This is a genomic window from Gordonia sp. VNK1, from assembly GCF_040049135.1.
GTDB classification, from domain to species: domain Bacteria; phylum Actinomycetota; class Actinomycetes; order Mycobacteriales; family Mycobacteriaceae; genus Gordonia; species Gordonia oleivorans.
Map to the genome: position 1 here is coordinate 63,430 of NZ_JBDZDJ010000001.1, position 26,061 is coordinate 89,490.

The 26,061-nt window shown below is 68.0% G+C and carries 24 protein-coding genes and 1 pseudogene; 20 read left to right on the forward strand and 5 right to left on the reverse strand.

All coding sequences use genetic code 11. From position 1 onward, the window contains the following. Positions 1-4 precede the first annotated feature (4 nt). The gene (gene gabT / locus ABLE94_RS00275) at positions 5-1,381 is read right to left on the reverse strand and encodes a 4-aminobutyrate--2-oxoglutarate transaminase (RefSeq protein WP_348805104.1); all 1,377 of its coding nucleotides are present in this window, start codon (positions 1,379-1,381) and stop codon (positions 5-7) included. A 151-nt stretch (positions 1,382-1,532) separates the two neighbouring features. Here gabT and ABLE94_RS00280 point away from each other — a divergent pair, with 151 nt between their 5' ends. From ABLE94_RS00280 to ccsB, 10 genes are all read left to right on the forward strand, one after another. Further along, on the forward strand, positions 1,533-3,062 hold the full coding sequence (locus ABLE94_RS00280) for a PucR family transcriptional regulator (RefSeq protein ID WP_348805102.1): 1,530 nt from the start codon (positions 1,533-1,535) through the stop codon (positions 3,060-3,062). Then, positions 3,059-3,961, forward strand: coding sequence for an SGNH/GDSL hydrolase family protein (locus ABLE94_RS00285; RefSeq protein WP_348805100.1), 903 nt, complete (start codon positions 3,059-3,061; stop codon positions 3,959-3,961). The genes ABLE94_RS00280 and ABLE94_RS00285 overlap by 4 nt, the downstream gene beginning before the upstream one ends. 99 nt (positions 3,962-4,060) lie before the next feature. Next, positions 4,061-4,369 carry a type IV toxin-antitoxin system AbiEi family antitoxin domain-containing protein gene (locus ABLE94_RS00290; protein ID WP_348807696.1) on the forward strand — a complete coding sequence of 103 codons (309 nt, stop codon included), beginning with the start codon at positions 4,061-4,063 and terminating at the stop codon, positions 4,367-4,369. A gap of 144 nt (positions 4,370-4,513) precedes the next feature. Then, entirely contained in the window at positions 4,514-5,047 is a 534-nt protein-coding gene (locus ABLE94_RS00295; RefSeq protein ID WP_348807697.1) for an endonuclease domain-containing protein, read from the forward strand. Between the two features lie 483 nt (positions 5,048-5,530). Continuing rightward, a complete protein-coding gene (gene hemL, locus ABLE94_RS00300) occupies positions 5,531-6,901 on the forward strand; it encodes a glutamate-1-semialdehyde 2,1-aminomutase (protein WP_348807698.1) in 1,371 nt (456 codons plus the stop codon). Continuing rightward, a complete protein-coding gene (locus ABLE94_RS00305) occupies positions 6,901-7,527 on the forward strand; it encodes a histidine phosphatase family protein (RefSeq protein WP_348807699.1) in 627 nt (208 codons plus the stop codon). The genes hemL and ABLE94_RS00305 overlap by 1 nt, the downstream gene beginning before the upstream one ends. Before the next feature lie 55 nt (positions 7,528-7,582). Then, entirely contained in the window at positions 7,583-8,203 is a 621-nt protein-coding gene (locus tag ABLE94_RS00310) for a TlpA family protein disulfide reductase (RefSeq protein ID WP_425476110.1), read from the forward strand. 2 nt (positions 8,204-8,205) lie between these two features. Beyond that, positions 8,206-8,985: a cytochrome c biogenesis CcdA family protein gene (locus ABLE94_RS00315; protein WP_348807890.1), complete on the forward strand. Its 780-nt coding sequence runs from the start codon at positions 8,206-8,208 to the stop codon at positions 8,983-8,985. Beyond that, entirely contained in the window at positions 8,982-10,685 is a 1,704-nt protein-coding gene (gene resB, locus ABLE94_RS00320) for a cytochrome c biogenesis protein ResB (RefSeq protein WP_348807700.1), read from the forward strand. Before ABLE94_RS00315 ends, resB begins: the two co-directional genes overlap by 4 nt. Before the next feature lie 32 nt (positions 10,686-10,717). Then, a complete protein-coding gene (ccsB, locus tag ABLE94_RS00325) occupies positions 10,718-11,752 on the forward strand; it encodes a c-type cytochrome biogenesis protein CcsB (RefSeq protein ID WP_348807701.1) in 1,035 nt (344 codons plus the stop codon). Here ccsB and ABLE94_RS00330 read toward each other — a convergent pair. The 3 genes and pseudogenes from ABLE94_RS00330 to ABLE94_RS00340 form a co-directional block, all read right to left on the reverse strand. Further along, positions 11,709-11,936, reverse strand: a pseudogene (locus ABLE94_RS00330) (helix-turn-helix domain-containing protein); the annotation flags it as partial. The gene ccsB and the pseudogene ABLE94_RS00330 sit on opposite strands and share 44 nt — an antisense overlap. A gap of 171 nt (positions 11,937-12,107) precedes the next feature. Then, positions 12,108-12,311: a hypothetical protein gene (locus tag ABLE94_RS00335; protein ID WP_348807702.1), complete on the reverse strand. Its 204-nt coding sequence runs from the start codon at positions 12,309-12,311 to the stop codon at positions 12,108-12,110. Positions 12,312-12,425: 114 nt separating this feature from the next. Further along, complete coding sequence (locus ABLE94_RS00340) at positions 12,426-12,641, reverse strand: BldC family transcriptional regulator (protein WP_348805092.1); 216 nt, start codon at positions 12,639-12,641, stop codon at positions 12,426-12,428. Positions 12,642-13,111: 470 nt separating this feature from the next. On the opposite strand from ABLE94_RS00340, the gene ABLE94_RS00345 reads away from it, so the two are divergent. The 9 genes from ABLE94_RS00345 to ABLE94_RS00385 all read left to right on the forward strand — a co-directional run bounded on the left by ABLE94_RS00345 (position 13,112) and on the right by ABLE94_RS00385 (position 23,556). Beyond that, a complete protein-coding gene (locus ABLE94_RS00345) occupies positions 13,112-13,420 on the forward strand; it encodes a DUF4229 domain-containing protein (RefSeq protein ID WP_348807703.1) in 309 nt (102 codons plus the stop codon). Positions 13,421-13,430: 10 nt separating this feature from the next. After that, positions 13,431-14,597 carry an L-cysteine desulfhydrase Cds1 gene (gene cds1 / locus ABLE94_RS00350; protein ID WP_348805089.1) on the forward strand — a complete coding sequence of 389 codons (1,167 nt, stop codon included), beginning with the start codon at positions 13,431-13,433 and terminating at the stop codon, positions 14,595-14,597. Between the two features lie 24 nt (positions 14,598-14,621). Further along, the gene (locus tag ABLE94_RS00355) at positions 14,622-15,311 is read left to right on the forward strand and encodes an ABC transporter ATP-binding protein (RefSeq protein WP_348805088.1); all 690 of its coding nucleotides are present in this window, start codon (positions 14,622-14,624) and stop codon (positions 15,309-15,311) included. Further along, positions 15,308-17,884: an FtsX-like permease family protein gene (locus ABLE94_RS00360; protein WP_348807704.1), complete on the forward strand. Its 2,577-nt coding sequence runs from the start codon at positions 15,308-15,310 to the stop codon at positions 17,882-17,884. The genes ABLE94_RS00355 and ABLE94_RS00360 overlap by 4 nt, the downstream gene beginning before the upstream one ends. A 145-nt stretch (positions 17,885-18,029) precedes the next feature. Next, positions 18,030-18,269: a helix-turn-helix domain-containing protein gene (locus tag ABLE94_RS00365; protein WP_348807705.1), complete on the forward strand. Its 240-nt coding sequence runs from the start codon at positions 18,030-18,032 to the stop codon at positions 18,267-18,269. A 32-nt stretch (positions 18,270-18,301) separates the two neighbouring features. After that, positions 18,302-19,237: a Clp protease N-terminal domain-containing protein gene (locus tag ABLE94_RS00370; RefSeq protein ID WP_348805085.1), complete on the forward strand. Its 936-nt coding sequence runs from the start codon at positions 18,302-18,304 to the stop codon at positions 19,235-19,237. Positions 19,238-19,417: 180 nt separating this feature from the next. Then, on the forward strand, positions 19,418-21,199 hold the full coding sequence (locus ABLE94_RS00375; RefSeq protein ID WP_348807706.1) for a siderophore-interacting protein: 1,782 nt from the start codon (positions 19,418-19,420) through the stop codon (positions 21,197-21,199). A gap of 140 nt (positions 21,200-21,339) precedes the next feature. Then, positions 21,340-21,978 carry a TetR/AcrR family transcriptional regulator gene (locus ABLE94_RS00380; RefSeq protein ID WP_348805083.1) on the forward strand — a complete coding sequence of 213 codons (639 nt, stop codon included), beginning with the start codon at positions 21,340-21,342 and terminating at the stop codon, positions 21,976-21,978. A 183-nt stretch (positions 21,979-22,161) separates the two neighbouring features. Further along, on the forward strand, positions 22,162-23,556 hold the full coding sequence (locus ABLE94_RS00385) for an MFS transporter (RefSeq protein ID WP_348807707.1): 1,395 nt from the start codon (positions 22,162-22,164) through the stop codon (positions 23,554-23,556). Here the strand turns inward: ABLE94_RS00385 and ABLE94_RS00390 are convergent. Next, on the reverse strand, positions 23,547-25,127 hold the full coding sequence (locus ABLE94_RS00390) for an aspartate:alanine exchanger family transporter (RefSeq protein ID WP_348807708.1): 1,581 nt from the start codon (positions 25,125-25,127) through the stop codon (positions 23,547-23,549). The genes ABLE94_RS00385 and ABLE94_RS00390 overlap by 10 nt on opposite strands. Positions 25,128-25,280: 153 nt before the next feature. On the opposite strand from ABLE94_RS00390, the gene ABLE94_RS00395 reads away from it, so the two are divergent. Next, a complete protein-coding gene (locus tag ABLE94_RS00395; RefSeq protein WP_348805080.1) occupies positions 25,281-26,039 on the forward strand; it encodes a hypothetical protein in 759 nt (252 codons plus the stop codon). Positions 26,040-26,061 lie beyond the last annotated feature (22 nt).

Below are 26,061 nucleotides of genomic sequence, written 5' to 3' on the forward strand. Positions count from 1 at the left end.
CTCCTTAGGCGTTGTTCTTGATGGCCTCACACAGTACGGACAGTCCCTCACGCAGCAGGTCCTCACCGATCACCAGCGGCGGCAGCAGCCGGATCACGTTGCCGAACGTTCCGCAGGTGAGGATCACGACGCCGGCGGCGTGACATGCGGCGGCCACCGCCTTGGTCAGCGCAGGATTGTGGTTCGACGCGCGCGGCGCATCCGGCGTCACCAGCTCGATCGCGATCATCGCACCACGTCCACGGACCTCACCGATCACCGGCTTGCCCTGCGCGGCAAGCTCATCGGCCAGCGATGACAGTGCCTCGCGGACGATCTCCTCGATCCGGCGGGCCCGCCCGGCGAGATCGAGGGTCTGCATCTGATCGATCGCGGCGATGCCCGCCGCGCACGCCACCGGGTTCCCCCCGTAGGTACCGCCGAGGCCGCTGGGATGCACCGCATCCATCAGTTCGGCGCGGCCGGTGACCGCGGCGAGCGGCATGCCGCCGGCGATACCCTTGGCCATCGTCATCAGATCGGGGACGATGTCCTCGTCGTCGCAGGCGAACCACGATCCGGTGCGGGCGAACCCGGCCTGCACCTCGTCGGCGATGAACACCACACCGTTCTCCCGGCACCACGCCACCAGCGTCGGCAGGAAACCCGGTGCGGGAACGATGAATCCGCCCTCACCCTGAATGGGTTCGATGATCACCGCGGCCAGTTGGCCGGCGCCGATCTGCGTCGACATCAGCGAGATCACGTGCTCGGCCGCGGCCACACCGTCGTCGCCGAACTGATCGCGCAGCGGATAACTCATCGGCATCCGGTACACCTCGGGGGTGAACGGCCCGAAACCCTGCTTGTACGGCATGTTCTTGGCGGTCAACGCCATCGTCAGATTCGTCCGACCGTGGTAGGCGTGATCGAAGGCGACCACCGCGTTCCGGTCGGTGGCCAGACGCGCGATCTTCACCGCGTTCTCCACCGCCTCGGCGCCCGAGTTGAACAGCGCGGTGCGCTTGTCGTGATCACCGGGCGTCAGCGCGTTGAGCTTCTCCGCGATCTCCACGTACCCCTCGTACGGCGCGACCATGAAGCAGGTGTGGATGAGATGCCCCGCCTGATCGGCGACCGCGGCCGCCACCGCCGGGTTGGCCGAACCGACCGAGGTCACCGCGATGCCCGACCCCAGGTCGATCAACGAATTGCCGTCGACGTCGACGAGGACGCCGCCATCGCCGTCGACGGCATAGGTCGGCAGGATCGAACTCACGCCGGCGGCGACGCTCGCCGCGCGGCGCGCGCCCAGCTCCCGCGACCGCGGGCCGGGCAGTTCGGTCACCAGCCGCCGCTCCTGCGGGAGGCGGTAGGCGATCTCGGTCGTGGTGCTGGTCATGGGGCTCACCTCGTGGAGATTGTGGTGGATATGCGGAGCGCGAACGCGATACGCCCAGTCTTCGCCCAATCCCGCGCCGCGTGCGCCTGACAGTTTGTCGAACGATCCGCGAAGCGCACGCCATCTTGTCCAGCTCGCGTACGGTGGGGGGATGTCGACGTCGGTCCGCTGGCTTCTCGCTCAACGCCGCCTGGAACTCGAGTTACGGGGTGGCGCCGACGGCCTCGACCGGCCGATGGACTGCGCGGTGAGCTCCGAACTGGTCACCGCCGCCGACTGGATGGTCGGTGGGGAAGTGCTGCTGACCACCGGCCTCCGCCTTCCTGACGACCCACCCATCCGCGAGCAATACGTGGAATCGCTCGCGGATGTCGGCGTCGCCGCCATCGGATTCGGCGTCGGCCTCGGCTACGAGGAGATCCCGCCCGAGATCTGCGCCGCCGCCGACCGCGTGGGTCTCCCGCTGTTCGAGGTGCCCTGGCACATCCCGTTCTCCGCCATCACCCGGGCCGTCCTCGACCACATCGCCGCGGGACGCTCCGCGCGCCTGGTCGCGGCCACCCGCGCCCAGCCGCGGATGACCCGCGCCGCGGTCGCGCGCGGCCCGGCCGCGGTCATCTCCGAACTCGCCGACGCCGTCGCGAGCCGCGTGATCCTGCTCGATGCCGCCCACGCCGAGGTGGCGGCCGCACCCGGCGGCGCCGCGGCCCCCGCCGACCTCGACCACGTTCGCACTCTCGCAGCGCGCGACCCCGCGTCGGCGGGCGCGGTCGTGGTGACCGACGACGCCACCGTCACCCTCGCCCGGATAGGCTCGTCGACAACCACATTCGGGTTTCTCGGGGTCGTCGGACCGACGCTCGACGAGGTCGCACGGATGCTCGTCGGACATGCCGTGTCACTGCTGGCGATCGAATACGCCAAGCCTCGCGACGTCCGCCGCGACATCGCCCGCGTGCAATCCGACGTCCTCGGCAATGCCCTCGACGGCGTCGTCGGCGCCACCGCGCGCTCGATCCTCGAGCGGGTCGCCACCCCCGACGGCCGCGTCCGCGCCGTCGTGTACACCTTCGCCGACGACGCGTCCGCCCGCCGTGGTGCCGACCGCCTCGCCGACGAGCTCGAGAGCCGATGGCGACCGGTGTTCGTCTTCTGCGACGGCACCGAGGTGGTGGTGCTACTCGACGGCGACGACCATGTGGACGTCGCCGTCGGAATGCTGAATCTGCTTGTCGCGCAGGGACCATTGCGGGGTGGGATCGGACCCGCCGTCGCCCTCGCCGACGCCGACGGAGCGCCGCGGCCGGACGCGATCGCCGAGTCGGTGGCCCACGCGCGGCTCGCCGCGCGCTCCGCCGCCACCGGTCAGCTCGTCGATCTCGCGGCCACCCGATCACTGCTCGGCATCCCCGAGATCCGAAATATGCTGGCCGACAGTCGAAGTCATCGTCTACGCCCGATCATCGAGCATGATCGCGAACAGGGCGCCGGGCTGGAGGCGAGCCTGCTGGCATTCCTCGAGGCCAACGGCAACTGGGGTGCGGCCGCGACGACGATCGGTGTGCATCGGCACACCCTGCGCAGCCGGGTCGAGCGGATCGAGGACATGCTCGGCATCGACCTCACCGACGCCCGGACCCGCGCCGAACTGCTGCTGATGATGCTGGGTGCCGACGCGTGAGGTGGCTGCGCCTGCTCACCCTCGCGGTCGCGCTGCTCGGGATCGTCGGCTGCGCCAGCGAAACCGGCAGCAGCGCAACACCATCGACGTCATCGGGTGTTGCGTCGTCGAGTGCTGTGCCGACCGAGTCGGCCGGTGCCACCTACGTCCACCTCGGCGACAGCTACGCCGCGGGTACCGGTGTGCTCCCGGTGGTCGGCGGATCGCCTTTCCTGTGTCAGCGGTCCGCGCTCAACTTCGGCCACCTGATCGCGCAGCGACGCGACCTCGCGATAGACGACGTGAGTTGCGCGGGCGCGACGACCGCCGACCTCACCACCGACCAGTACTACGGCGTCGGCCCGCAACTCGACGCACTCGGCCCCGACACCCGACTGGTGACGATGATGCTCGGCGGCAACGACGAGAACACCTACGGCGGCGCCATCAGCAAGTGCAGCGACCTCGGCCGCGCGACCGGCGGCGTCGGATCACCATGCCGCGACCGCTACGGCGACGAGTTGACCGCACCCATCGACGACGACATCCGCCCGGCCCTCACCGACGTGCTGCGCCGGATCCGGGAGCAGGCACCGAACGCGCGGGTCGTCATCGTCGGCTACCCGTGGATACTTCCCGCCGCCGACGGCTGCTATCCGACGATGCAGGTCGCCGCCGGTGACGTCGGATACCTGCGCGACCTGCAGGCGACCCTCAACGACGCCGTCCGCCGCGCCGCAGACGACGCCGGTGCCACCTTCGTCGACATGGCGCCGGCCTCCGAGGGACACGACGCCTGCGCCGGGGCCGATCGGTGGATCGAACCCCAGCAGGGAAGCTCCGCACGGATCACCCTGCACCCCAACGCCACCGGACAGCAGGCGCTTGCCGATCGGGTCATGTCGGTTATCGGCCGGTGACCGGAGGCGTTGTCCACAGAGGGCAATCGATCCACAGATTCGCCCGTGCGGGAGCTGTGACGCCGCGGTGATGTCGTCCGGAGCGGCACACTCACCGCCATGAGTCTTGCCAATCTCGAACTCGCACAAGATCACTGGCGCGGAGTGTTTTCGTGGACGGAACTGTCGCGTCGGGGATTCAGTCAGGCGCAGGTCGCGCGCATGGTCCGAGGTGGTGATCTGCACCTGCTCCGGCGCGGGTGGTACGCCACCGGATACGCGCATCCGCTGGTGGTCCAGGCGGTGTCGGCGGGCGGGGTGTGCTCGTGTGTGACCGCCTTGGATCTGCACGGCATCTGGGTCGTCGCACGAGGAAACCGCGCGCACGTGCGCGCCCGGAAGGCGGCGCACAACGCCGGTGGACGATGATTCTGCAAACAGTTCAGTGGCCCCGAACCCGAGATCTACCCGCTCGACGACATCCCGACGGCACTTCGGCACGCACTGCGGTGCCTCGACGCCGAAGGGATCGTGGCAGCGTGCGACTCCATCTTGAACCAGGATCTTCTCGACATGGCCGACTTGGTGGCGATCTTCGCCACGGCGCCCCTCGACATTCGTGACCTGCTCGAACTCTGCGACGGCCGAGCACAATCGGGTACGGAGAGCATCGTTCGGCTTCGTTTCCGGGCGATGGGCCTCAGGTTCGATATACAAGTGAAGATCGTCGGTCTGGGGCACGTTGACTTCCTCATCGGCGACCGTCTGATCGTCGAGATCGACAGCATCGAGTTTCACGACAAGTCGCCCGAGCAACGCGAGGCGGATCGTCTGCGTGACGAGATCGCCCATCGGCTCGGTTACATTCCGCTGCGCATGTCCTACAACCGCGTGATGTTCGAGTGGAAGGACGCCGCCGAGACGATCACTGATCTGGTTCGCCGCCGCGAGCACCTCAAGGCCCTTGCCGGTCCACGCGAACTCGTCGCAGAGATCGACGCCGCAGTCGACGGTGATCCGGATGTCGATGACACGCCCAACGGGGATGACGAGGGTGACATCGGCGGCGATGAGTACTGGGACGATCCCGATTTCGAGGGATGTTGACGTCGCGGTCGGCCGCACGCCGATACAACCGGGATGGCTCAGGGGTCTCGCGTCAATAATTGTCGTGGGTGGGCGTATTCGTCCCGGTTATATGTGGGCTGTCGGGGTGGATACCCCGACGGTTGGGCAACGTGTGGCGTGTGTGGCCGGTGGTGCTGTGAGGTGGGTCGGGCTGGTCGTTCGGGGGTTGGGATCACGGCTCGGCCGGCCGGTTGGGGTGAGTCGGGTGGGGGATTGGCCGTCGGTGCCGATATAACCGGGATGGCTCAGGGCTTTCGCGTCAATAATTGTCGTGAGTGGGCGTATTCATCCCGGTTATATCCGCACCGACCGGCGTCCGCCCGGAATACAGCGAACAGCAACCGCCCATGACGACGGCACGCTCGGCGTGCGAAGCGCCCAGTGAGTCGCAGCCCGACCGCACCGAACCCCCTGACCAGCGTGAATTTGGGTCACTCGGTGCCATTTGGAACACTGGAGGCCGTGAGCAGATCCGCCGAGGCCGCGCCGAATTCCAGTGAACTGTTCCGTCGGGCTCAACACGCGATCCCCGGTGGGGTGAACTCGCCGGTCCGGGCGTTCTCCGCGGTCGGTGGCGATCCGCGGTTCATCGCCTCGGCCAAGGGCTGCGAGCTCACCGATGTGGACGGCAACACCTACGTCGATCTCGTCTCCTCCTGGGGACCGATGATCCTGGGTCACGCCCACCCGGCCGTCGTCGAGGCCGTGCAGAAGGCCGCCGAGGGCGGACTGTCGTTCGGCGCCCCCACCGAGTCGGAGATCGCCCTGGCCGAGGAGATCATCGACCGCGTCGACCCGGTGGAACGGGTCCGGCTGGTCAACTCCGGTACCGAGGCCACCATGTCGGCGATCCGGCTTGCCCGCGGTTTCACCGGCCGCCCCAAGATCATCAAGTTCTCCGGCTGCTATCACGGTCACGTCGACGCACTGCTCGCCGACGCCGGATCGGGCGTGGCGACCCTCGGACTGCCGACCAGCCCCGGCGTCACCGGTGCCTCGGCCCACGACACCGTCGTGCTGCCCTACAACGACCTCAAGGCCGTCGCGAAGGCCTTCGAGGAGTTCGGTGACGACATCGCCGCCGTCATCACCGAGGCCGCCGCCGGCAACATGGGTGCGGTGCCCCCGCTCGACGGCTTCAACGCCGGCCTGCGCGAGGTCACCCGACGTCACGGCGCCCTGCTCATCATCGACGAGGTGATGACCGGATTCCGGGTCAGCCCGGCCGGCTGGTTCGGACTCGAAGGCGTCGGCGCCGACCTCTACACCTTCGGCAAGGTGATGAGCGGTGGCCTGCCCGCCGCGGCCTTCGGTGGTCGCGCCGACATCATGGAACGCCTCGCACCCACCGGCCCGGTCTATCAGGCGGGCACCCTGAGCGGGAATCCCGTCGCCGTCGCCGCCGGACTCGCCACCCTGCGCACCGCCGACGCCCACACCTACGCCACGCTCGACGCCAACGCCGACCGCCTCGCCGACCTCCTCACCACCGCCCTCACCGAGGCCGGCGTGGAGCATCGCGTGCAGAAGGCGGGCAATCTCCTCAGTGTGTTCTTCGGAACTCCCGCCGACCGCCCGATCACCGACTATGCCGCGGTGAAAGCCACCGAGACCTGGCGTTTCGCCCCGTTCTTCCACGCCCTGCTGGACGCCGGCGTGTATCCGCCGCCGAGCGCCTTCGAGGCCTGGTTTGTCTCCGCGGCCCTGGACGGGGATGCTTTCACTCGAATCGCCGACGCGCTGCCCGCGGCCGCCCGCGCTGCCGCCGCGGCGGTGCCCGCCCAGGCCGGCGCCGCGCGCACGACCGAATCCGACTCCGGGGAGAACGACTGATGCACACGATCGTCCACATGATGCGCCACGGTGAGGTGCACAATCCGGACGGCATCCTCTATGGCCGGCTGCCCGGATTCCACCTGTCCGACGCCGGCCGGGCCCAGGCCCGCAAGGTCGCCGAATCCCTCGCCGACCACGACATCACCGCCGTCTTCGCCTCGCCGCTGCAACGCGCGCAGGAGACCGCGACGCCGATCGCCGCAGCACACGATCTGCCGATCTTCACCAACGACGAACTCATCGAGGCCGACAACATCTTCGAAGGCCTCAGGGTCTCCGTCGGCGACGGCGCGTTGCGCAAGCCGCGGCACTGGCCCAAGTTGCGCGATCCGTTCACCCCGTCGTGGGGTGAGCCCTACATCCAGCTCGCGCATCGCATGCTCGCCGCCGCCAACAAAGCCCGCGACACCGCCCGCGGCCACGAGGCCATCTGCGTCAGCCATCAACTGCCGGTGTACACGCTGCGTCGCTTCCTCGAAGGTCAGCGCCTGTGGCACGATCCGCGTCGTCGGCAGTGCTCGCTGGCATCGCTGACCAGCCTCATCTACGACGACGACGCGCTCGTCGACATCATCTACTCCGAGCCGGCCGGCTCGTCGGATCCCCTCGTCACCGGGGCGTGACGGGAAGAACGTGAAGGTTGTGAAGGTGCCAGTTCGTGGTGTGCCCGGCACGCCGATGTCCGCTCCCCGGACCGCCCGGTACCTGAAAGTCGTTTTCGCACTGTTCATCTCGATTGCCGCATTCATTGCCGCCGGCTGTAGCACCGGCGACGACGCCGTCTCCCAGGGCGACACCTTCCAATTCGTCTCGCCCGGCGGCAAAACCGTCATCACCTACGACCCCGCCGACCGCAAGCAGATCGCCACGATCTCCGGCGAGGACCTCGTCACCGGTAAACCGTTGTCGCTCGATGATCCCCGGTTCGCCGACAAGGCCGTGGTGATCAACGTGTGGGGATCGTGGTGCGCACCGTGCCGCGGTGAGGCCGCCGCCCTGGAAGAGGTGTACGAGAAGTACAAGTCGCAGGGCGTGGAGTTCCTCGGCATCAACCTGCGCGACGACCGGCAGTCGGCGCAGGACTTCGTCACCGACCGCAACGTCGGCTTCCCGTCCCTCTACGACTTCCCCGGGGCCTCGCTGGCCGCGCTGACCACCCCGACGTCGGTGGTCCCCACGACCATCGTGCTCGACCGGCAGCATCGTCCGGCCGCGGTGTTCCTGCAGGCCGTCGACGCGCAGATGCTCGGCGACGCGGTGGCGAAAGTGGTCGCCGAATCACCGCAGGCGGCGCCGTGAGCATCGGGGAGACCTTCGCCGACACCGTGTCGTCGGGGCCGTTGCTGCTCGGCGCGGCCGCCGCCGCCGTCGCCGGTCTCGTCTCGTTCGCGTCGCCGTGCGTGGTGCCGCTGGTGCCCGGTTATCTGTCGTATCTCGCCGGTCTCGTCGGTGCCGAGGCGCCCGCGGTGACCGTCGACGAACCCGCCAAACGCGGCCGGTCGCGGGTGGCGCTGGCCGCCGGACTGTTCGTCGCCGGATTCACCGTCGTCTTCGTCGCCGCCACCGCCACCGTGCTCGGCATCACCAGCACCTTCATCCTCAATCATGAACTGCTGCAACGCATCGGCGGTGTGGTGACGATCCTGATGGGTCTGGTCTTCATCGGCTTGGTGCCGATGATGCAACACGAGTTCCGGTTCGCGCCGCGGATGGTGTCCAACATCGTCGGCGCCCCACTGCTCGGCGCGGTGTTCGCCCTCGGCTGGACGCCGTGCCTGGGGCCGACCCTCGCGGCGGTCATCGCCACCGCCAGCGGCACCGAGGGCGCCACCGCTGCCAGAGGCGTGTTCCTCATCGTCGCCTACTGCCTCGGACTGGGCATCCCGTTCGTGATCCTGGCGTTCTCGTCGGCGTGGGCGCTGCGCAGCCTGGGCTGGCTGCGTGACCACGCCCGCGCCATCCAGGTCTTCGGTGGTGTCATGCTGATCCTCGTGGGTATCGCGCTGGTCACCGGGCTGTGGGATCAATTCATCGTGTGGGTCCGCGACGCCTTCATCACCAACCAGGAACTCCCCGTATGACGCGCGCCGACACCCCGCTCGAGGTCCCCGCCACCCCGCCGCCACCGCACAAGCCGCATTGGGCGATCCGCCGTCTCTGGTGGCCGGCCCGCAACCTGTGGCGGTCGCTGACGTCGATGCGCACCGCGCTGGTGCTGCTGTTCCTGCTGGCGCTGGCCGCGATCCCCGGCGCCCTGCTACCGCAACGTGAACTCAACGAGCAGAAGACGCTGACCTACATCGCCGACAAGGGCTGGGTCGGCCAGTGGATGGACCGGCTGCAACTGTTCGACGTCTTCTCCAGCGTGTGGTTCACCGCGATCTACGTGCTGCTGTTCGTGTCGCTGGTGGGGTGTCTGACCCCACGCATGATCGAACACGCCAAGAGCCTGCGCGCCACCCCCGTCGCCGCACCCCGCAACCTGGCGCGGCTGCCGCGGCACATCGAGACCACCGTCGACGGCGACCCCGACGACCTCGCCGAACGCATCTCCGGCAACCTGCGGGGCTGGCGTCGCAACGTCGTCGTCCGGGAACCGTCGGACAAGTATCCGGACGGCTGCGTCGAGGTGTCCGCGGAGAAGGGGTACCTGCGCGAATTCGGCAACCTGGTCTTCCATTTCGCGTTGCTCGCGCTGCTGGTCTCGATCGCCGTCGGCAAGCTCTACGGCTACGAGGGCACCCGCAGCCTCGTCGCCGACGGCCAGGGCCTGTGCAACACCTCGACCGCGGTCTACGACTCCTTCCGCGCCGGCGCCCTCGTCGACGGCACCGACCTCGAGCCGTTCTGCTTCCGCGTCGACGACTTCTCGGCCACCTTCCTGCCCAACGGTCAGCCCGACATGTACGACGCGACGATGTCCTACAGCGACAACGCCACGACCGCGCCGAGCGAATGGCAGCAGACCTCGGTGCGCGTCAACGACCCGCTGCGGGTGGCCGGCGACCGCGTCTACGTCCTCGGCAACGGCTTCGCGCCGAGGTTCACCGTGACCTTCCCGAATGGTGAAAAGCGGACGCAGACAGCCATTTTCATACCCGATGAACTGCAGACGATGCTGTCGTCGGGGGCGGTGCGCTTCGACACCCCGGCCGGGATGTATCCCGACGAGGACGTTCGCCGCAAGAACCAGATCGCCATCGAGGGCCTGTTCGCGCCGACCGCCGACTACCAGGGCACACTGCTCAGTTCGTCGTCGCCGGTGCCGCACGACCCGCAGGTGGCCATCCGCATCTACAAGGGTGACACCGGCCTGGACACCGGCCTGCCGCAGAACGCGTACACCCTCGACCAGGGGCTGATCGACCAGGGCCGGCTGCAGCGGCAATCCCAGGTGAATCTAGCGCAGGGTGCGAGCACCCGCCTCGCCGACGGCACCGAGGTCACCTTCGACGGCTACCAGCGATGGGTGTCGGTGCAGGTGTCCCACGACCCGGCGCAGACGTGGGTGCTGGTCTCGGCGATCGCGATGCTCATCGGGCTGTTGGTGTCGCTGCTGGTGCGTCGCCGACGGATCTGGGCGAGGCTGGTGCCGGTGACCGCCGCCGATGCGGGCGGGGCGAGCACCACCACGACGAAACGACGTACTGTAGTAGAAATCGCCGGGCTCGCCCGGACCGACCAGGCCGGTTGGGGTGAGGGCTTCGACGAGCAGGCCACCGCCCTGATCGATCCCGACGCCCGCCCCACCGGGTGGACGGCCAAGTTCCGCAGACTCTGAATGGCTGCACACGTGACAACCGAGGTGAACCGATGAACACTGGCGCAGTACAGGTCGACGAGACCCTGGCGCGGTACTCCGACCTGCTGTTCGGCACCGCCATCACCGTCTACGTGATCGCGATGTTCCTGTTCCTCGCGGCGCTCGCCGGCGCCCGCAGTCGTCGGCTCGCGGCCAAGGAACTCGTCGGTGCCACCGCCGGATCAGCCGGATCGTCGGCGTCCGGATCGTCGACGCCGGTCGACCGGACCCCCGGCAAACTGGCCCAGGGCACCCGACGGAGCTTCTCCGAGAAGCTCGGCGCGATGGCCTACCCGGTGGTCTTCGTCGGGCTGGCCGCCCACATCGCCTCGATCGTCACCCGCGGCATCGCCACCGACCGCGCGCCGTGGGGCAACATGTACGAGTTCATCTCGATGACGTGCGCGGCCTGCGTGGTCGCCGGCGTCGTGGTGCTGCGCAAGCCGTCCAACCGGCCGCTGCTGTCGTTCGTGCTGCTGCCGGTCATCCTGCTGATGTTCATCGCCGGCCGCTGGCTCTACACCCAGGCGGCGCCGGTGGTGCCCGCGCTGAAGTCGTACTGGCTGGCCATCCACGTCTCGATCATCTCGATCAGCTCGGGCGTGCTGCTCGTCTCCGGCGTCGCGAGCGTGTTGTACCTGGTGAAGATGCAGTGGGGCGCCAAGGCCGACGATCCCAAGCGCAGCGACTCCGGATTCACCGGCGGCGTGATGCGACTCGTCGCGCACATCCCGGGCGCCGACACCCTCGACCGCCTCGCCTACAAATGCGTCGTCTTCGGGTTCCCGCTGTTCGGTCTCGGCGTCATCTGCGGCGCGATCTGGGCTGAGTCGGCGTGGGGCCGGTTCTGGGGCTGGGACCCCAAGGAGACCGTCTCGTTCATCGCGTGGGTGATCTACGCGGCCTACCTGCACGCCCGCGCGACCGCCGGCTGGCGCAACACCGCGGCCGCCTGGATCAACGTGGCCGGGTTCGTCGCGTTGCTGTTCAACCTGTTCATCATCAACCTGGTGGTCTCCGGCCTGCATTCCTACGCCGGGCTGTGATCACCGGCTGACGACGCGGTTGGTCCCGCGGACACAGCGATGTCCGGTCGATCCCGGCAGGTGTGCCGGTGATCGACCGCATCTTCACGCGTCGAGAGCGGGATGGCCGAGGATAGGTGACGCTCACGTCGAAGGCGCGGGCAATGGCCTCGACCGTCCGGAACGACGGCGTGCGGGCCCTTCCCGGAGCGTGGTTGCGACCGTGTCGCGTCGCCCCGGGGTGTACGTGCCGGGTCGTGCGTGGATGGCTGGTGGGCGTCGGTCGCGACGGTACGACGCCGACGAGGGGAGTGGTCGGACGCACCCAGTCGACGGATGCATTCAGTGGTCGGACGCACCCAGTGGTTGGACGCACTCAGTGGTCGTCGGCGTCGGAACCGTTGCTACCGCGACTACGCCGGTCGAGATCCTTCAGGAAGTCGGGATCATCGTCGGGGCCGACCGGCCCGCGCGGTGCCGACCTCACCTGCCGTGACTCGTCGGACATCTGCGGCCCGAAGGCACGCCACAACAGTAACCCGACGGCCATGATGCCGATCAGCGTGAACAGAAATGCCATGGCAACCTCCCTGTAAGCGAGTTTACGTGAGGTTTGTTGCCCAGTGGGTCATCTGTCCGACGTCAACGGGTCATCGTCGGCGATCGGTCGTCGCCGGGGCGACGGTGCGCTCGGTCAGGGGCGACGGTTCAGCAGCGCGACGACGTCCTCTTCGCGGAAACGACGATGCCCACCGGGGGTGCGGATCGAGCCGAGGATGCCCGAGCTGGCCCAACGCGCCACGGTCTTGGGGTTCACATTGAACATCGAGGCCACCTGACCGGGGGTCAGGGTGTGCTGGCTGGCCATGCCCGGGGTGATGACGCTCATGGGGTGATTGATGGCGGTCATGAGAACTCCCTCTCCTTGCGCCGCGGATCCGATGCCGCGGCCGTGCACCATGAATACACGCAAATCGCCCAGGTACTCGAACCGTCAGCGGTAAGTAAAGAGAGTGCAAAGAAGCCTGTGACCTGCGCACACGCCCCACCAGCGCCTTTTACGCGTACTTTGCCAAGCCCTGCCACACCGTTGGTGGGAAACCGCGCCGACGGCGGTGCACACAGCGTTCGTACAGGGTTGGCCCGGACGGCCGTGTCGGCGTTGACAGCGCCCTCGCTCACGTTGACAGCGCTCTGTCCGTCACTGACGGCGCTCTCGCTCACGTTGACGGCGCCCTCGCTCACGCTGACAGCGCTCTCGCTCACGCTGACAGCGCTCTGCTCATCGCTGACAGCGCCCTCGTCGACGTTGACAGCGCTCTGTCCGTCACTGACAGCGCTCTGCCGGACCGAATCGACCACCGGGTTACCCTGGAAATCGTGAGTGAAGAGCAGCAATCGCAGGGCAGCGCCGGCAGCCTGGCCCTGGCCGTCGCCCTGTACACCGTGGCCCGTCTGGCTCTCGTGGTCGTCCTCGCGGCGATCATCTGGGGCATCGGCAAGCTGGCCGGGGTCGACGTCCCCATCCTGGTGGCCGCCGTGTTCGGTGTGCTGATCGCGTTGCCGTTGGGCATGGTGGTGTTCAAGTCGCTGCGGTTGCGCGTGAACGAGCAGATCGCCGCCGTCGACGAGCAGCGCCGGCGTCGTCACGACGACCTGCAGACGCGTCTGCGCGGCAGCGGCAGCTGAACCGCGGCCGATGACCCGCGACACCGTGCCCCCGACGGCACCCCCGACGCCACAGATCCGCACCGTCGACATCGACCGCCGCCTCGATCGCGGCTGGGCCGACAACGCCGTCCGCATCATCGAGGCCGACGCCCGCCGCAGCGCCGACACCCACCTGCTGCGCATCGAACTGCCCGAATGGTCACGCTGGATCGACGAGTCGGGTGCGGAGGTCGGCGTCGATCTCTACCTCAAGGACGAGAGCACCCACCCGACCGGATCGCTCAAACACCGCCTCGCGCGGTCGTTGTTCCTGTACGCGATCTGCAACGGCTGGATCACCGAGGGGACCACGGTCATCGAGGCGTCGTCGGGGTCGACGGCGGTCAGCGAGGCCTACTTCGCCCGCCTGATCGGCGTGCCGTTCATCGCCGTGATGACCTCCAACACCTCGCCGTCGAAGACCGCCCTCATCGAACGTCAAGGTGGCCGTTGCCATCTCGTCGACCGGCCGTCCGACGTGTACGACGCGGCGCTCACCCTGGAAGCCGAACTCGGCGGCCATTTCATCGACCAGTTCACCATGGCCGAACGGGCCACCGACTGGCGCGGGAACAACAACATCGCCGAGTCGATCTTCGCGCAGATGGCCGACGAGGAGCACCCGGTGCCCACCTGGATCGTCGTCGGCGCCGGCACCGGCGGCACGTCGGCCACCCTCGGCCGTTACCTGCGCTATCGCCGCCATCCCACCTGGCTCGCCGTCGTCGACCCGGAGAACTCGGTCTTCCTGCCCGCCTACTCCTCCGGCGACGGATCGATCACCTCGGAAATCGGTTCCCGCATCGAGGGCATCGGCCGACCGCGCGTCGAGCCGTCGTTCGTCTCCCAGGTCATCGACCGCATGATCGGCGTGCCCGACGCCGCGTCCGTCGCCACCGCCCGCTGCATCAGCAACCGGCTCGGCCGGCGCGTCGGCGGATCCACCGGCACCAACGTGTGGGGTGCACTGAAATTGGTGTCCGAGATGGTCGCCGGCCGTCGGCCCGGCAGCGTCGTCACCCTGCTCTGCGACTCCGGAGACCGTTACAGCACAACGTATTTCGACGATGATTGGCTGGCATCGCAGGGGCTGGAGCTGACCGCGCCGACGGCCGTGCTCGATGAGTTCTACGCCACTGGACGGTTCACCGGGTGAGCCTTCCCACTACGATCTGATCCCATGGCAGCGGTGGGGGAGCAGAACCTGGTGGAGGCCGTCGATCTGGTGCGGGAGTACTCGCTCGGTGATGAACGGGTGCGAGCCCTCGACGGGGTCAACCTCTCGTTGCCGGGCGGCCAATTCGTCTCCGTCGTCGGACCGTCGGGTGCGGGCAAATCGACGCTGCTGCACCTGATGGGTGCGCTCGACACCCCCACGTCCGGCTCGATCCGCGTCGACGGCGTCGACCTCGGCTCCCTCGACGACAACGCCGCATCGGCGTTCCGCCGCACCCGCGTCGGCTTCATCTTCCAGTTCTTCAACCTGGTGCCGACGATGTCGGCGTGGGAAAACGTCGCTCTGCCAAGGCTTCTCGACAGTCAGTCGCTGCGCAAGGCCAAACCCCGCGCCATCGATCTCCTCGACCGCGTCGGTCTCGGTGACCGCGTCAATCACCGGCCGTCGGAGTTGTCCGGCGGCCAGATGCAACGCGTGGCCATCGCCCGTTCGCTCATCATGGAACCAGCGATCCTGCTGGCCGACGAACCCACCGGCAACCTCGACTCGGCCACCGGGGCGTCGGTCCTCGACCTCCTCTCGGAGGTGGCGCACGAGGGTCAGCGTCGCCTGGTGGTGATGGTGACCCACGACGCGGCCGCCGCCGGCGTCGCCGACACCACGATCACGGTGCGCGACGGACAGATCGCGTGAACCGCGTCCGCGCCGTCGCCGGCGGGGTGCTCGCCGGGCTCACCCGCGTCCGCATCCTCAACCTGCGCGAGATCCGCACCCACCGACTACGCGTGTTCACCTCGCTCAGCGTGGTGCTGGTGTCCTCGGCGTTGCTCGTCGCCGTGCTGGGGACATACGGGTCGTTCACCGAATCGGTCCGTGATTTCAACGCCGCGATCTCCGGGACCGCCGACGTCGAGGTCGCCGCCATCACCGACTCCGGGATCGACGACTCGCTGGCCGGCCGGATACGCGCCGAGGTGCCCGACGCGAAGGCGGTGGTGCCGATGATCCGCGGTGCCGTCACCGTCGACGGCAGACCGATCCCGTTGTTGGGCTCCGATTTCCGGGTCACCGCCCTGTCCGGTGACCTCCGGTCGATGCAGGGCGGCACCGGCCTGTCGCTCGACGATCTCGCCGACGGGGTGATCGTCGGCCCGAACACCGGATTCCTTGAGGGCCAACGGCTCTCGATCGACGGCATCGACTTGCGGGTGCTGCAGGTCGCGACCGGCGAGGGCGCCGACCGGCTCAACGGCGGCACCTACATGTTCGCCTATCTCGATCTGGCACAACGGCTCACCGGCAAGGAAGGCGAATTCGGCAACGGTGATGTGGCGCTACCCGGCAAGGTCGACTCGATCTTCATCGTCGCCAAACCCGGTGTCGACATCGCCGCGTTGCGCAGCCGGATCTCCCAGGTCGTCGGCGGACGGGCGGTGGTCGTGGACCCCGACTTCCGCACCCGCCAAGCCGAAGTCGCCACCTCGGTCACCCGCGATGCGACTCTGCTGGTGTCGTTGATCTCGTTGGTGATTGCGGCGTTCCTGGTGTTCAACACGATGAACATGGCCGTCGCCTCCCGTCGGCAGTCGCTGGCGATGGTGCGGGCCCTGGGCGCCCGGCGACGCAACCTCGTCGGCGACATGCTCGGCGAGGCAGCACTGTTCGGACTGATCGGTGGCGGGATCGGCGTACCGATCGGCATTCTCGCCGGTCGTTGGGCGGTGTCGACGGTGCCGCCGGTGACCCGCGACGCGGTGACCATCAAGATCGCCTACCACCTGCCCGCCTACGCGCCCGTCGTCGCCGTCATGGCCTGTGTGATCGCCTGCGTCGGTGCGACGAGTCTGGCTGCGCGGTCGGTGTTCTCGGTGTCGCCGGTGGAGGCGATGACGCCCGGTGAGGTCGCCGACAGTGTGCCCCGCCGCGGCGTGGTCGTCTGGACCGCCGGCATCGTCGGCGTGCTCACCGTCCTCGCCGCGTGGATCATCGTCGTCACCGTGCCGGGCCGCCCGGCCATCATCGCCGGTGCGGTGTACGCCGTCGGCGCGCTGCTGATCTGCTTCGCACTCACCCGGCCCCTGGTGGCCGCGGTGGTGCGGTTGGCCCGATTCTTCGGTGGTCCAGGGCGTCTGGCATCGGTCAACACCCGACGTGCGCCGCGTCGTGCCTGGGCGACATTGATGACGGTGGCGGTCGCGATCGCCGTCGGCATGGGTACCTCCGGTGCTCTGGACAATCTGGTGTCGTCGATCTCGTCGTCGCTCGACGGTCTCGGTGACCCGGACTTCTACATCTCGTCACAGTCGAAAGATCAGGTGCCCCTGGGGCCGGAGCTGTCGCCGGAGATCTATCAGGAGGCCCGGGAGGTGCCCGGCGTCACCGATGTGGTGGTCGGCCAGTGGGCCAACGTGAACGCCGGTGCCGACCGCATCCTGCTGCAGGGCCTGGTGCCGGGGTCCCGGGCGCCGTTCATGCGCAAGGCTTCTCCCGAGGCGGTGCGACAAGTGTTGGACGGCAACGGGATTCTGCTGTCCAATGTGCTGGCACGCACCCTCGGCGTCGAGACCGGTGACACCCTGCGGCTGGCGTCGCCGACCGGCTATCACGACGTGATCGTCCGCGACACAGTCGATTACGTGTCCATCGACTCCGGAACCGGCGCGGTGTCCAACGCGCTGCTGTCGACGTGGTTCGATCGCACCGGCGCCACCTACCTTCAGGTGATCACCGCACCCGACGCCGACAAGACCGCGGTCCGCGCGGCACTGGAACGCATCGCCGCCGAGAACCCATCGCAGGGCGGCTCCCCGGTGTATGTGTACTCCGGCGCCGAGGCGCTCGCCGCGACCCGTGGGCAGGCCGAGCAGTCCGGTGCCTTCACCGTCGCCATCCAGTGGATTGTCTCGGTGGCCGCGGCGATCGCACTGCTCAACACCCTGTTGCTCTCGGTGATCGAACGGCGACGCGAACTCGGCGTGCTGCGCGCGATGGGCGCATCCCGACGGTTTGTATCCCGCATGGTGCTCGCCGAGGCCGGCGCGGTCGCCGTCGTCGGAGCGCTCACCGGCCTCGTCGTCGGCGCCATCCTGCATGTGCTGAGCGACGAGATCCTCGCCGCCACGACGTCGATCGACGTCGCCTACTCGCCGCGTCCGATCACCATCGTGTTCGTCGCGGCATCGGTGGTGCTGTGCCTCGTCGGAGCGGCGGTCCCCGCCCGGCGCGCCGCCCGCATGAACATCACCGAGGCCATCGCCAACGAGTAGGGCGACGCGCTCCGGTTGTACTGACAGCGCTCTCGGTCACGCATAAACCCAGTTCAGACCTGCCACTGAGTCGTCCGCGTCGTCGCGGAACAATTCTTCGTCAATAATTCTTGACATGCCCAGTCAGTCAAGATAACCTGACACTATGCACGACGAGAACACCGAATCCACCGAGGCTCAGAACCTGGCCGGAGCCGCCGCGAGCGACGATCCGGCACAGGGGTTGGCAGCAGTACGCGCACTGCGCACGCTCGCCGACCGCCTCGAGGGGGTGCAGGTGGCCAATGCCCGCGACAAGGGTTGGAGCTGGCAGGCGATCGCAGAGGTCTTGCAGATCAGCCGTCAGGCCGTGCACCAGAAACATTCATCACGCGAGACCCAGTGATGGGGCCCGCACAATCTCTAAGGAGAGCCATCATGTTTGGTCGATTCACTCAAGACGACAAGATGCTGCTGGCCTTTGCCACGCAGGAAGCCGCCGATCTGGGGCACACCCGGCTCGGCAACGATCACCTCATTCTCGGAATGCTGTGCAACGCGCGTTCGCCGCTGTTCGGCATCCTCACCGAGCAGGGGTTGACCCTGGCGGGGGCGCGTGACGCGGCCCGCGCCTACCACGACGAGAACGACGTCGACGACGACACCGCCGCCGAGCAGAGTGCCGCCGACCGCTACGAGGAAGACCGGGAAGCATTGCGCTCCATCGGTATCGACCTCGACAAGGTGCGGGACGCGGTGCGTGACAACTTCGGCGACGACCTCGCCGACGGCTGGGCCGAGCGCCCCGAACGTGGACGCGGTCGAGGCCGCGGCCGTGGATCGCGTGGTCATCGCGGCCACCACGGTCACGGCGAAGGACGCGGCCGTGGTCAGGGAATCTGCGGTCCCGACGCATTCGGTCCCGGCGGTTTCGGCCCCGGGGGCCCGGGCGGACGCGGCGGTTTCGGTCAGGGCGGTCCCGGCGGACGGGGCGGTTTCGGTCAGGGCGGTCCCGGCGGACGCGGTGGCTTCGGTCAGGGCGGTCCCGGTGGACGGGGCGGTTTCGGTCCCGGCGGTCCGGGCGAGGACGTTGACTTCGGTGACGGACCGTTCGAACCGGGCCGCGGCCGGCGCGGACCGCGCGGCCGGGGCATGCGCCCCCGCTTCGCACCCGAGACGCGACAGGCGCTCGAGGCCGCGATCCGTATCGCCCGTGAACGCGGGGACACCACCCTGCGCGGCGAGTACCTGCTGCTCGGCATCCTCGAGACCGCCGACGCCGCGTCGGTTGCCGTGATCACCTCGGCCACCACGGTCGACGATCTCAAGGCCGCGGTCCTCGCGAGCCTGCCCGAGGCGCCCGCCGGAGTCTGACACCCCGTCAGACCAGGTCAAGCACTCAATCGCAATCGGCCGCACACCATCGGTGTGCGGCCGATTGTCGCGTCCGGACCCCGTTGCCGGCGATCTGCGCGCGGTCACCTCGACGACGCGCGGTAGCTTAGTGTCACCTAAATTGTTGCCCACGAGTCCGTGACGAGGTGATGCGAGTCCATGAACCGTTCCCGCTACCGAGCCCACCCGCTGGTGCTGCGTTGTGTGCAGGTGCGCCGCGTCGAGGACATCACGCCGCGAATGCGCCGCGTCACCGTCGGCGGCCCCCAACTCGGCGAGTTCACCCGCGACGGCATGACGTTCCCCGCGTTCGCCGCCCCGATGTTCGACGACCACGTCAAACTGATCTTCGCACCCGGCGGCGACATCGCCGACGCGGTGCCCCACCAGAGCGAGAACGGCATCGACTGGCGACCGTCGGAACATCGCGAAACACGCGACTACACCCCGCATCACCTCGATCCGGATGCCCTCGAGGTGTCCTTCGACTTCGTCGTCCACACCTCGGATCGGCACGACGGCGGCCCGGCCGAGGCGTGGGCGCGGTCCGCGCAACCCGGTGACGACCTCTGGTTCGTCGGCCCCAAGGCCTCGACGATCATCCCCGATGACGTCGACGAGACGATCCTGATCGGCGACGAGACCGCCATCCCGGCGATCGACCGGTTCTTCACCGAACGGCCCGTCGACGGTCCCGCCCGCGCGATCATCACCATCTCTGATGATCGCGCACGCCAGGACATCCATACTCGCACAGGGGATTCGGTCACCTGGCTGCTCGCCGAGCCCGGTGATCGGGATGCGTTCACCGCGGCGTTGACGTCCATGCCCGCACCCCGCGGAGTAGGTTACGTCTGGGCCGCCGCGGAAAGCCGTGCACTGCTAGCGCTTCGACGACACGTCAACCGGGACTGGGGAATTCCCAAGTCGCACAGCGATATCACCGGCTACTGGCACATCCGTGACGATCACGGTGTCGATGCTGTGGCAGAGGCGGACACGTCGACCTCGCCTGCCGAGATCGGTTCTCCCGTACCGTGGTTGGCGACCCGCGCGGCACTGAAGCTGGGACTGCTCGACGCGGTCGCCGCGGGCCCCCGCGACCGCGGTGAACTCGCCGATTCCCTGAATGTGGCTGCCGCACAGATCGACCCGGTGATCAACGTGCTGCTGGATGTCGCGGTTCTACGTCTGGACGGCGACAAGGTCGCGGTCGGGGAGTACGGCGAGCGACTCGTCGACGATGACCACGCCCGTGAGGAATTCGACAGCCTCTATGCCGATCAGGTGCTCGCGCTCGCCGGACTCGCCGACGCCGTCACCGCGCGACGGTCGGCGTGGGAACACAGCACGGATACCACCTTGCGCCGGCATGTCGCATCCGCGGCGGATCGCTACGACGAGTTGGTCGACGAAGCCGACGGCCTGACCTTCCTGATGCCCGCTCTTGCTCGACTTCCGTTGTGGCGCGGATACTCCGACATTTCCATCGGCGGCCCGGCCGCACTCGTCGTCGCCGACGGGCTGCGCGACGGCGGCGTCAAAGCATCCATACGGATCGTCGAAGAGACGGAACCGCTCTCGGCACTTCGGCGGGCAGATTCGCAGGGCGACAAGGACTTCGGTGAGGAGTGGACCCGCACCGACGTGATGGTGCTGGCGAGCGCATGCGAACACCGCACCGACGACGAGGTGATCGGACACCTACGGGAACTCGTCGAGATCGCCGACTCGCTGATCCTCGTCGAATCGACCGAACCCGACGCGCTCAACACCCGCGCCACCGAAATGGCCCTGGTGCACCTCGGCGCCGTCGGCGTCCCCCCGCGCACCCAGGTCGACATCGAGCGGCTCACCACCGCCGCCGGCTGGTCGATCGTCACCTCCACGCCACTCGGGTGGGGCGTGGACTGCATCGAACTGACACCGACCGAGAGCTGACCGCTCGCCGACCGGTCGCTGACCCCGGCATCGTTGACGGCGCTCTCTCACGCGTTGACAGCGCTCGCGTGAACGTCGACAGCGCTTTCGAATGCCGTGAATCGGTGAATCGTGGCCACCACTGGTAGAAATAGGGCACCATGCCCCCGGCCCCGTCCCTGACCCGTGACGCCATCGTCGACGCCGCCATCCTCATCATCGAGCGCGACGGTGTCGACGGCCTCAGCATGCGCCGCCTGGCGGCAGAGCTCGGCTCCAAGCCGATGACGCTCTACAATTACGTGGCCAACAAAACCGAACTGCTGCAACTGGTTCTGACCGAAGTGGCGGCACGAATCCCATGGGTCCGGCCCGACGGTCCGCCGCGTGACCGGATGATCGACGTCGCGGTCGGCATGTACGACGAACTGGCGCGCATCTCCTGGATCGTCCCGATTCTGCGTGACGGGACCACCGTCGGCGCACCTGCGCTGGTCCTTGCCGACACCTTCGTCGAGGCCGCCCTGGAGCTGGGGGTCGACGAGGTCGAGGCGATGTCGGCCTGGCGCGCGGTGTGGTACATCGTCGCCTCCGAACTCCAATGGCAGGACACCCTCGCGCGCCGCACACCGGGCGAGAAGTCGTGGCATCAGACCATCGATCCCGCCGACCTCGTCGACGTCCCGACGATCGCGCGCCTCCTGCCGCACCTGCCCGAGTACGCCGCGCAGTTCCGGGTCCGCGACGCCGTGTCGGCACAGGTCGACGGGGTGCTCGCGCGGGCGTCGCGGGGCGCCTGAGCGCTGTCAACGCACACCAGGGCGCTGTCAACGTAGACGAGAGCGCCGTCAACGCACACCAGAGCGCTGTCAACGGCGCGGGGAGTCCCTTGTACCAACCGGGAGTCTTAGGTTACCCTCACGTACGCATACGTAAACGTACGCGTACCGAAACGCGTCGCGTACCCCCGAACGGAGGTTCCCGTGACCACGCCGTCGACGTCCGTCGCCGCGCCCGCACACCATCGGGCACTCATCGCGACGATCTTCTCGCTGCAGTTCCTCGTCGCGCTCGACATGTCCCTGGTCAACATCGCGCTCCCGCAGATGCGTAGTGACCTCGGATTCAGCGCCGCCGGACTGCAATGGGTGGTCACCGCCTATCTGCTGACCTTCGCCGGTCTGATGCTGCTCGGCGGACGCCTCGGCGACCTCTGGGGACGACGGACGGTCATCCTGGCCGGCCTCGCCCTCTTCGCGGTGGCCAGCATCGCCGGGGGAATGGCGACGGGCTCCACCCTGCTCGTCGGCGCCCGCGCACTGCAGGGCGTCGCCGGGGCACTTCTGGCGCTTGCATCCCTCGCTCTCGCGTCGAGCATCGCCGACCCGGCCGTCCGCAAGACGGCGATGGCCTTCTGGGGTGGTGCAGGAGCCGCCGGAGGTGCGGTCGGCGTCGTGCTCAGCGGCGTCCTCACCGACTGGTTCTCCTGGCGGGCAGTGCTGTTCGTCAATGTGCCGATCGTCGCGATCGCCTTCGCCGCGGCCCTGCGCGGTGTCGCGCACGAGCAACGGCGCGATGCCGGACGCCTCGACGTCGGTGGCGCGGTCCTCGTCACCGCAGGCGTCGGTGCGCTGGTCTACGCGGTCAGCTCGGGCGGCGACCACGGCTGGTCGTCGGCGCCCACCGTCATCGGATTCATCTGTGCGGCAGTACTACTGATCGGATTCGCTCGCGTCGAACGCTCCGTCACCCACCCGCTCATGCCACCGCATCTGATGGCCGCCCGTAGTATCCTGGGCGCCAACATCTTCGGATTCATGCTCGCCGCCGGCCAACTCGCGGCATTCTACTTCGCCTCACTGTTCGTGCAGACGGTCTGGAATGTCGAATCCGACATCGCCGGACTACTGTTCCTGCCGTTCTGCGGCGGCGTCGTCATCGGCATCGTGGTGTCGAGCCGGATCGCACCGATCATCGGTCCCCGCAACAGCATCGGGGTTCTCGGTCTGCTTGGCGCCGTCGGGCTGCTGCTGTTCGCGCTGATGCCCGACGAGTTCGACTTCTGGCGCGGAATCCTGTTGCCGTCCATGGTCGCGGCCATCGGTATCGGCGGATCGATGGTGCTCGTCGGCGCCGTCGGCACCGCCGGCGTGCGCGACTCCGACGTCGGCCTCGCCTCCGGCGTCCTCAACAGTTCCCGGCAACTCGGCGGCACCATCGGCCTCGCGATCCTGGTGACCGTCGCCGCGCACTCCACACTCCCCGCCGACGGCTTCCGGACCGGATTCGCTTTGGGCGCAGCGTTTCTCGCGTTCGGCACGGTGATCGCATGGTTCGTGCTACCCCGCACGAACCACCAGCACGACGCTCAGAAGTAGACCACCATGATCTGCGCCAGTAGCACTTTCACGATCATCGACACCGGGAAGAGCACCGCATACCCCAGCGCCACCCGCTGATCGGGAACCTTACCCATCGCGAACGCATACGGCGCCGGATTCAGTTGCGACCCGGTCAGACCGCCGAGCGCCCGCGCCGTCCCGTAATGCAGCACGGTACGCAGGCCGACGACGCACACCAGGGCGTGTGCCAGGGAGATCGTCAACCCCAGCACCACCAACTGAATACCGTTGTTGCCCAAAGCCGTCACCAACCCGGCTCCGGCGCCGGTGCCGACCGCCACCAGAAACACCAACAGCGAGTACTGATTCAAGGTGTTGGCGACGTTGCCCGGCAATGTCCACACCACCGGACCGGTGCGGCCGAGCGCGCCCAGGATCACACCGACGATGAGAGGCGCTGTGGCCGTGCCCAATACGAGCGTGCCGCCTCCGGGCAGCGGGATCTCGACGAACGCCAGCATCAGACCGATCGTCAATCCCAGGCCGAGGCCGATCGGATTGATGTCACCGGCGGCGCGTTCGGAATCACCGAGTTCGGTGGCGATCTCGGCGAGCCGATCGCGGTGTGCGGTCACCCGGAGACGATCCCCGCTCTGCAGCACCAGATCCGGCGTGGCGATGATGTCGACGTCGCCGCGACGCACCCGGCTGACCACCGCGTCGAACCGCTCCTCCATCCGTAGCTCCTGCAACTCACGGCCCACCAGCCGCGGATTCGACAGGGTGATCCGACGAAAGTCGATGGCACTGCGATCCATCCACGGTTCCGACGCCGCGGGCCGCCCCAACTCGTCGACGATCGATTCCGCCACATTCTCCCGCGCCGTGATGGTCACCAGGTCGCCGGGATACAGACGTTCGGACTCATGCGCGACGACGGTCTCCGCGTCCCGGGTCAATCGCGAGATGACCGCCGAAAACCGTTGGGAGAAATCGTGAACGGTCAGGCCCGGATCATGCACGATCTCCAGGGTGCGCACCACGATCGGCGGGAGCTTCTCCCGGTCCTCGGCGGTCGGCTTGCGTCTGCCGGCCGAGATCAGATACCTACACGCCAGGATCGTCAGGAACACCGTGATCGGATACGCCACGGCGTAGCCGATCGCGGGTTGCGGTGGGATGGGGCCATCGCCGGCGAGTTGCTCCTGCACGGCGCCGAGCGCGGCGGTCGCGGTACCCGCACCGGCGAACGACCCGGCGATCGTCCCGATGTCCAGCCCGAAGGCCTTGCCCACGCCGAGCGCGGCGGCGGCCATCGCGATGATGGCGGTGATCGACACCAGCACGGGTTTCCAGCCGGTGCGAATGGCGTTGACGAATGACGGCCCCGCGGCGATTCCGACGACATAACAGAACACGCACAGCGACAGGCTCGTCACGATCGGCGGCAATGACACATCGGAGTCGATCGCCGACAACGCGAGCGCGACGAACAATGCGCCCGCCGGGCCGAAGGAAACGGGGCCGAACGGGATTTTCCCCACGATGCATCCGACCCCGACGCAGAAGAACAGGGTGAGAAGTGGGCTGTCGACAAACCAGTGCATGAACTGCTCCCGACGTGAGTTCGAAACCTCTCACAGATCACCACGTCCATCACCCGATGGCAAGGGGCGCCGAAATCCCACCAGTCTCATCATTCACATCTATGCTGGGCGAAAGTCCCTGCCCCTACGTTCGACCGAAGGGGATGATCGTCGATGTCCCGACGACGGCAACGCGCACTCGCCGCGATCGGACTTGCCCTGATGGCGACGCTGACGGCATGCGGATCACCCACCCGACCACCCGAGAATCCTGCGCAAATGGTCACGCTCGACGACGAAACGATCCCCGCCCAATTCGACATGACCTACCGCTGGATTCCCGGTCCCGTCGTCGAGGTCAATGGCCCGGAGGGCACATTCGTGCGTGCCTTTGTCGAATCCTTCGAATTGGCCAACGCCGGGGAATCCCTGCAGTGGGGATATCCCGGTTTCGCCGATGCCGCGCCATCGAATATTTCCCAGATGATCACCGTCTATCCACCCGAGGTGTCCCCGACGGAGCCCGGCGTGGGTACCACCTTCTACACCGCGCTGCGCCGCGAGGACAGGGCCGACTGGACGCGAATCGTGTTGTGCCGATACAGCTATCAATCGGTGCGCGGCGCCGACAGCCCCAAGTGGCGATCCCGGACGATGCCCGCCCGCCCGGTCGAGATCGACCTCGTCCGCACCGGCGCCACCCCACCCGCCCGACCCACCGGCCCCGGTCGTACCACTGGCCGCAACGTCTTCGGCGGCTGGTATGTCACCCGCTTCGACTTCATGGCGATCTACCCGACACCCACCGCCGACCAGCACGCCTGCGACGCCGCGACGCCGGCCGACCTGCCCCGCCGCGAACCGATCGACCAGTCCCAGCCCTGGCCGACGATGCCACCGAGCCCCGGCTGGGCGACCGCGCCGCAGGTGTGACCGATCCCCTGGGAACTCGGCG

Excerpts from the sequence above, each read along its gene's own strand:
- ABLE94_RS00365 (WP_348807705.1), top strand. The coding sequence starts at position 18,030 with ATGCACGACGAGAACACCGAATCCACCGAGGCTCAGAACCTGGCCGGA.
- ABLE94_RS00380 (WP_348805083.1), top strand. The coding sequence starts at position 21,340 with ATGCCCCCGGCCCCGTCCCTGACCCGTGACGCCATCGTCGACGCCGCC.
- ccsB (WP_348807701.1), top strand. The coding sequence starts at position 10,718 with ATGAACACTGGCGCAGTACAGGTCGACGAGACCCTGGCGCGGTACTCC.
- ABLE94_RS00310 (WP_425476110.1), top strand. The coding sequence starts at position 7,583 with ATGTCCGCTCCCCGGACCGCCCGGTACCTGAAAGTCGTTTTCGCACTG.
- ABLE94_RS00335 (WP_348807702.1), bottom strand. The coding sequence starts at position 12,311 with ATGGCATTTCTGTTCACGCTGATCGGCATCATGGCCGTCGGGTTACTG.
- ABLE94_RS00280 (WP_348805102.1), top strand. The coding sequence starts at position 1,533 with ATGTCGACGTCGGTCCGCTGGCTTCTCGCTCAACGCCGCCTGGAACTC.
- ABLE94_RS00305 (WP_348807699.1), top strand. The coding sequence starts at position 6,901 with ATGCACACGATCGTCCACATGATGCGCCACGGTGAGGTGCACAATCCG.
- ABLE94_RS00370 (WP_348805085.1), top strand. The coding sequence starts at position 18,302 with ATGTTTGGTCGATTCACTCAAGACGACAAGATGCTGCTGGCCTTTGCC.
- ABLE94_RS00355 (WP_348805088.1), top strand. The coding sequence starts at position 14,622 with ATGGCAGCGGTGGGGGAGCAGAACCTGGTGGAGGCCGTCGATCTGGTG.
- ABLE94_RS00390 (WP_348807708.1), bottom strand. The coding sequence starts at position 25,127 with ATGCACTGGTTTGTCGACAGCCCACTTCTCACCCTGTTCTTCTGCGTC.
- ABLE94_RS00340 (WP_348805092.1), bottom strand. The coding sequence starts at position 12,641 with ATGACCGCCATCAATCACCCCATGAGCGTCATCACCCCGGGCATGGCC.
- cds1 (WP_348805089.1), top strand. The coding sequence starts at position 13,431 with ATGACCCGCGACACCGTGCCCCCGACGGCACCCCCGACGCCACAGATC.
- ABLE94_RS00295 (WP_348807697.1), top strand. The coding sequence starts at position 4,514 with ATGGCCGACTTGGTGGCGATCTTCGCCACGGCGCCCCTCGACATTCGT.
- ABLE94_RS00290 (WP_348807696.1), top strand. The coding sequence starts at position 4,061 with ATGAGTCTTGCCAATCTCGAACTCGCACAAGATCACTGGCGCGGAGTG.
- gabT (WP_348805104.1), bottom strand. The coding sequence starts at position 1,381 with ATGACCAGCACCACGACCGAGATCGCCTACCGCCTCCCGCAGGAGCGG.
- resB (WP_348807700.1), top strand. The coding sequence starts at position 8,982 with ATGACGCGCGCCGACACCCCGCTCGAGGTCCCCGCCACCCCGCCGCCA.
- ABLE94_RS00375 (WP_348807706.1), top strand. The coding sequence starts at position 19,418 with ATGAACCGTTCCCGCTACCGAGCCCACCCGCTGGTGCTGCGTTGTGTG.
- ABLE94_RS00395 (WP_348805080.1), top strand. The coding sequence starts at position 25,281 with ATGTCCCGACGACGGCAACGCGCACTCGCCGCGATCGGACTTGCCCTG.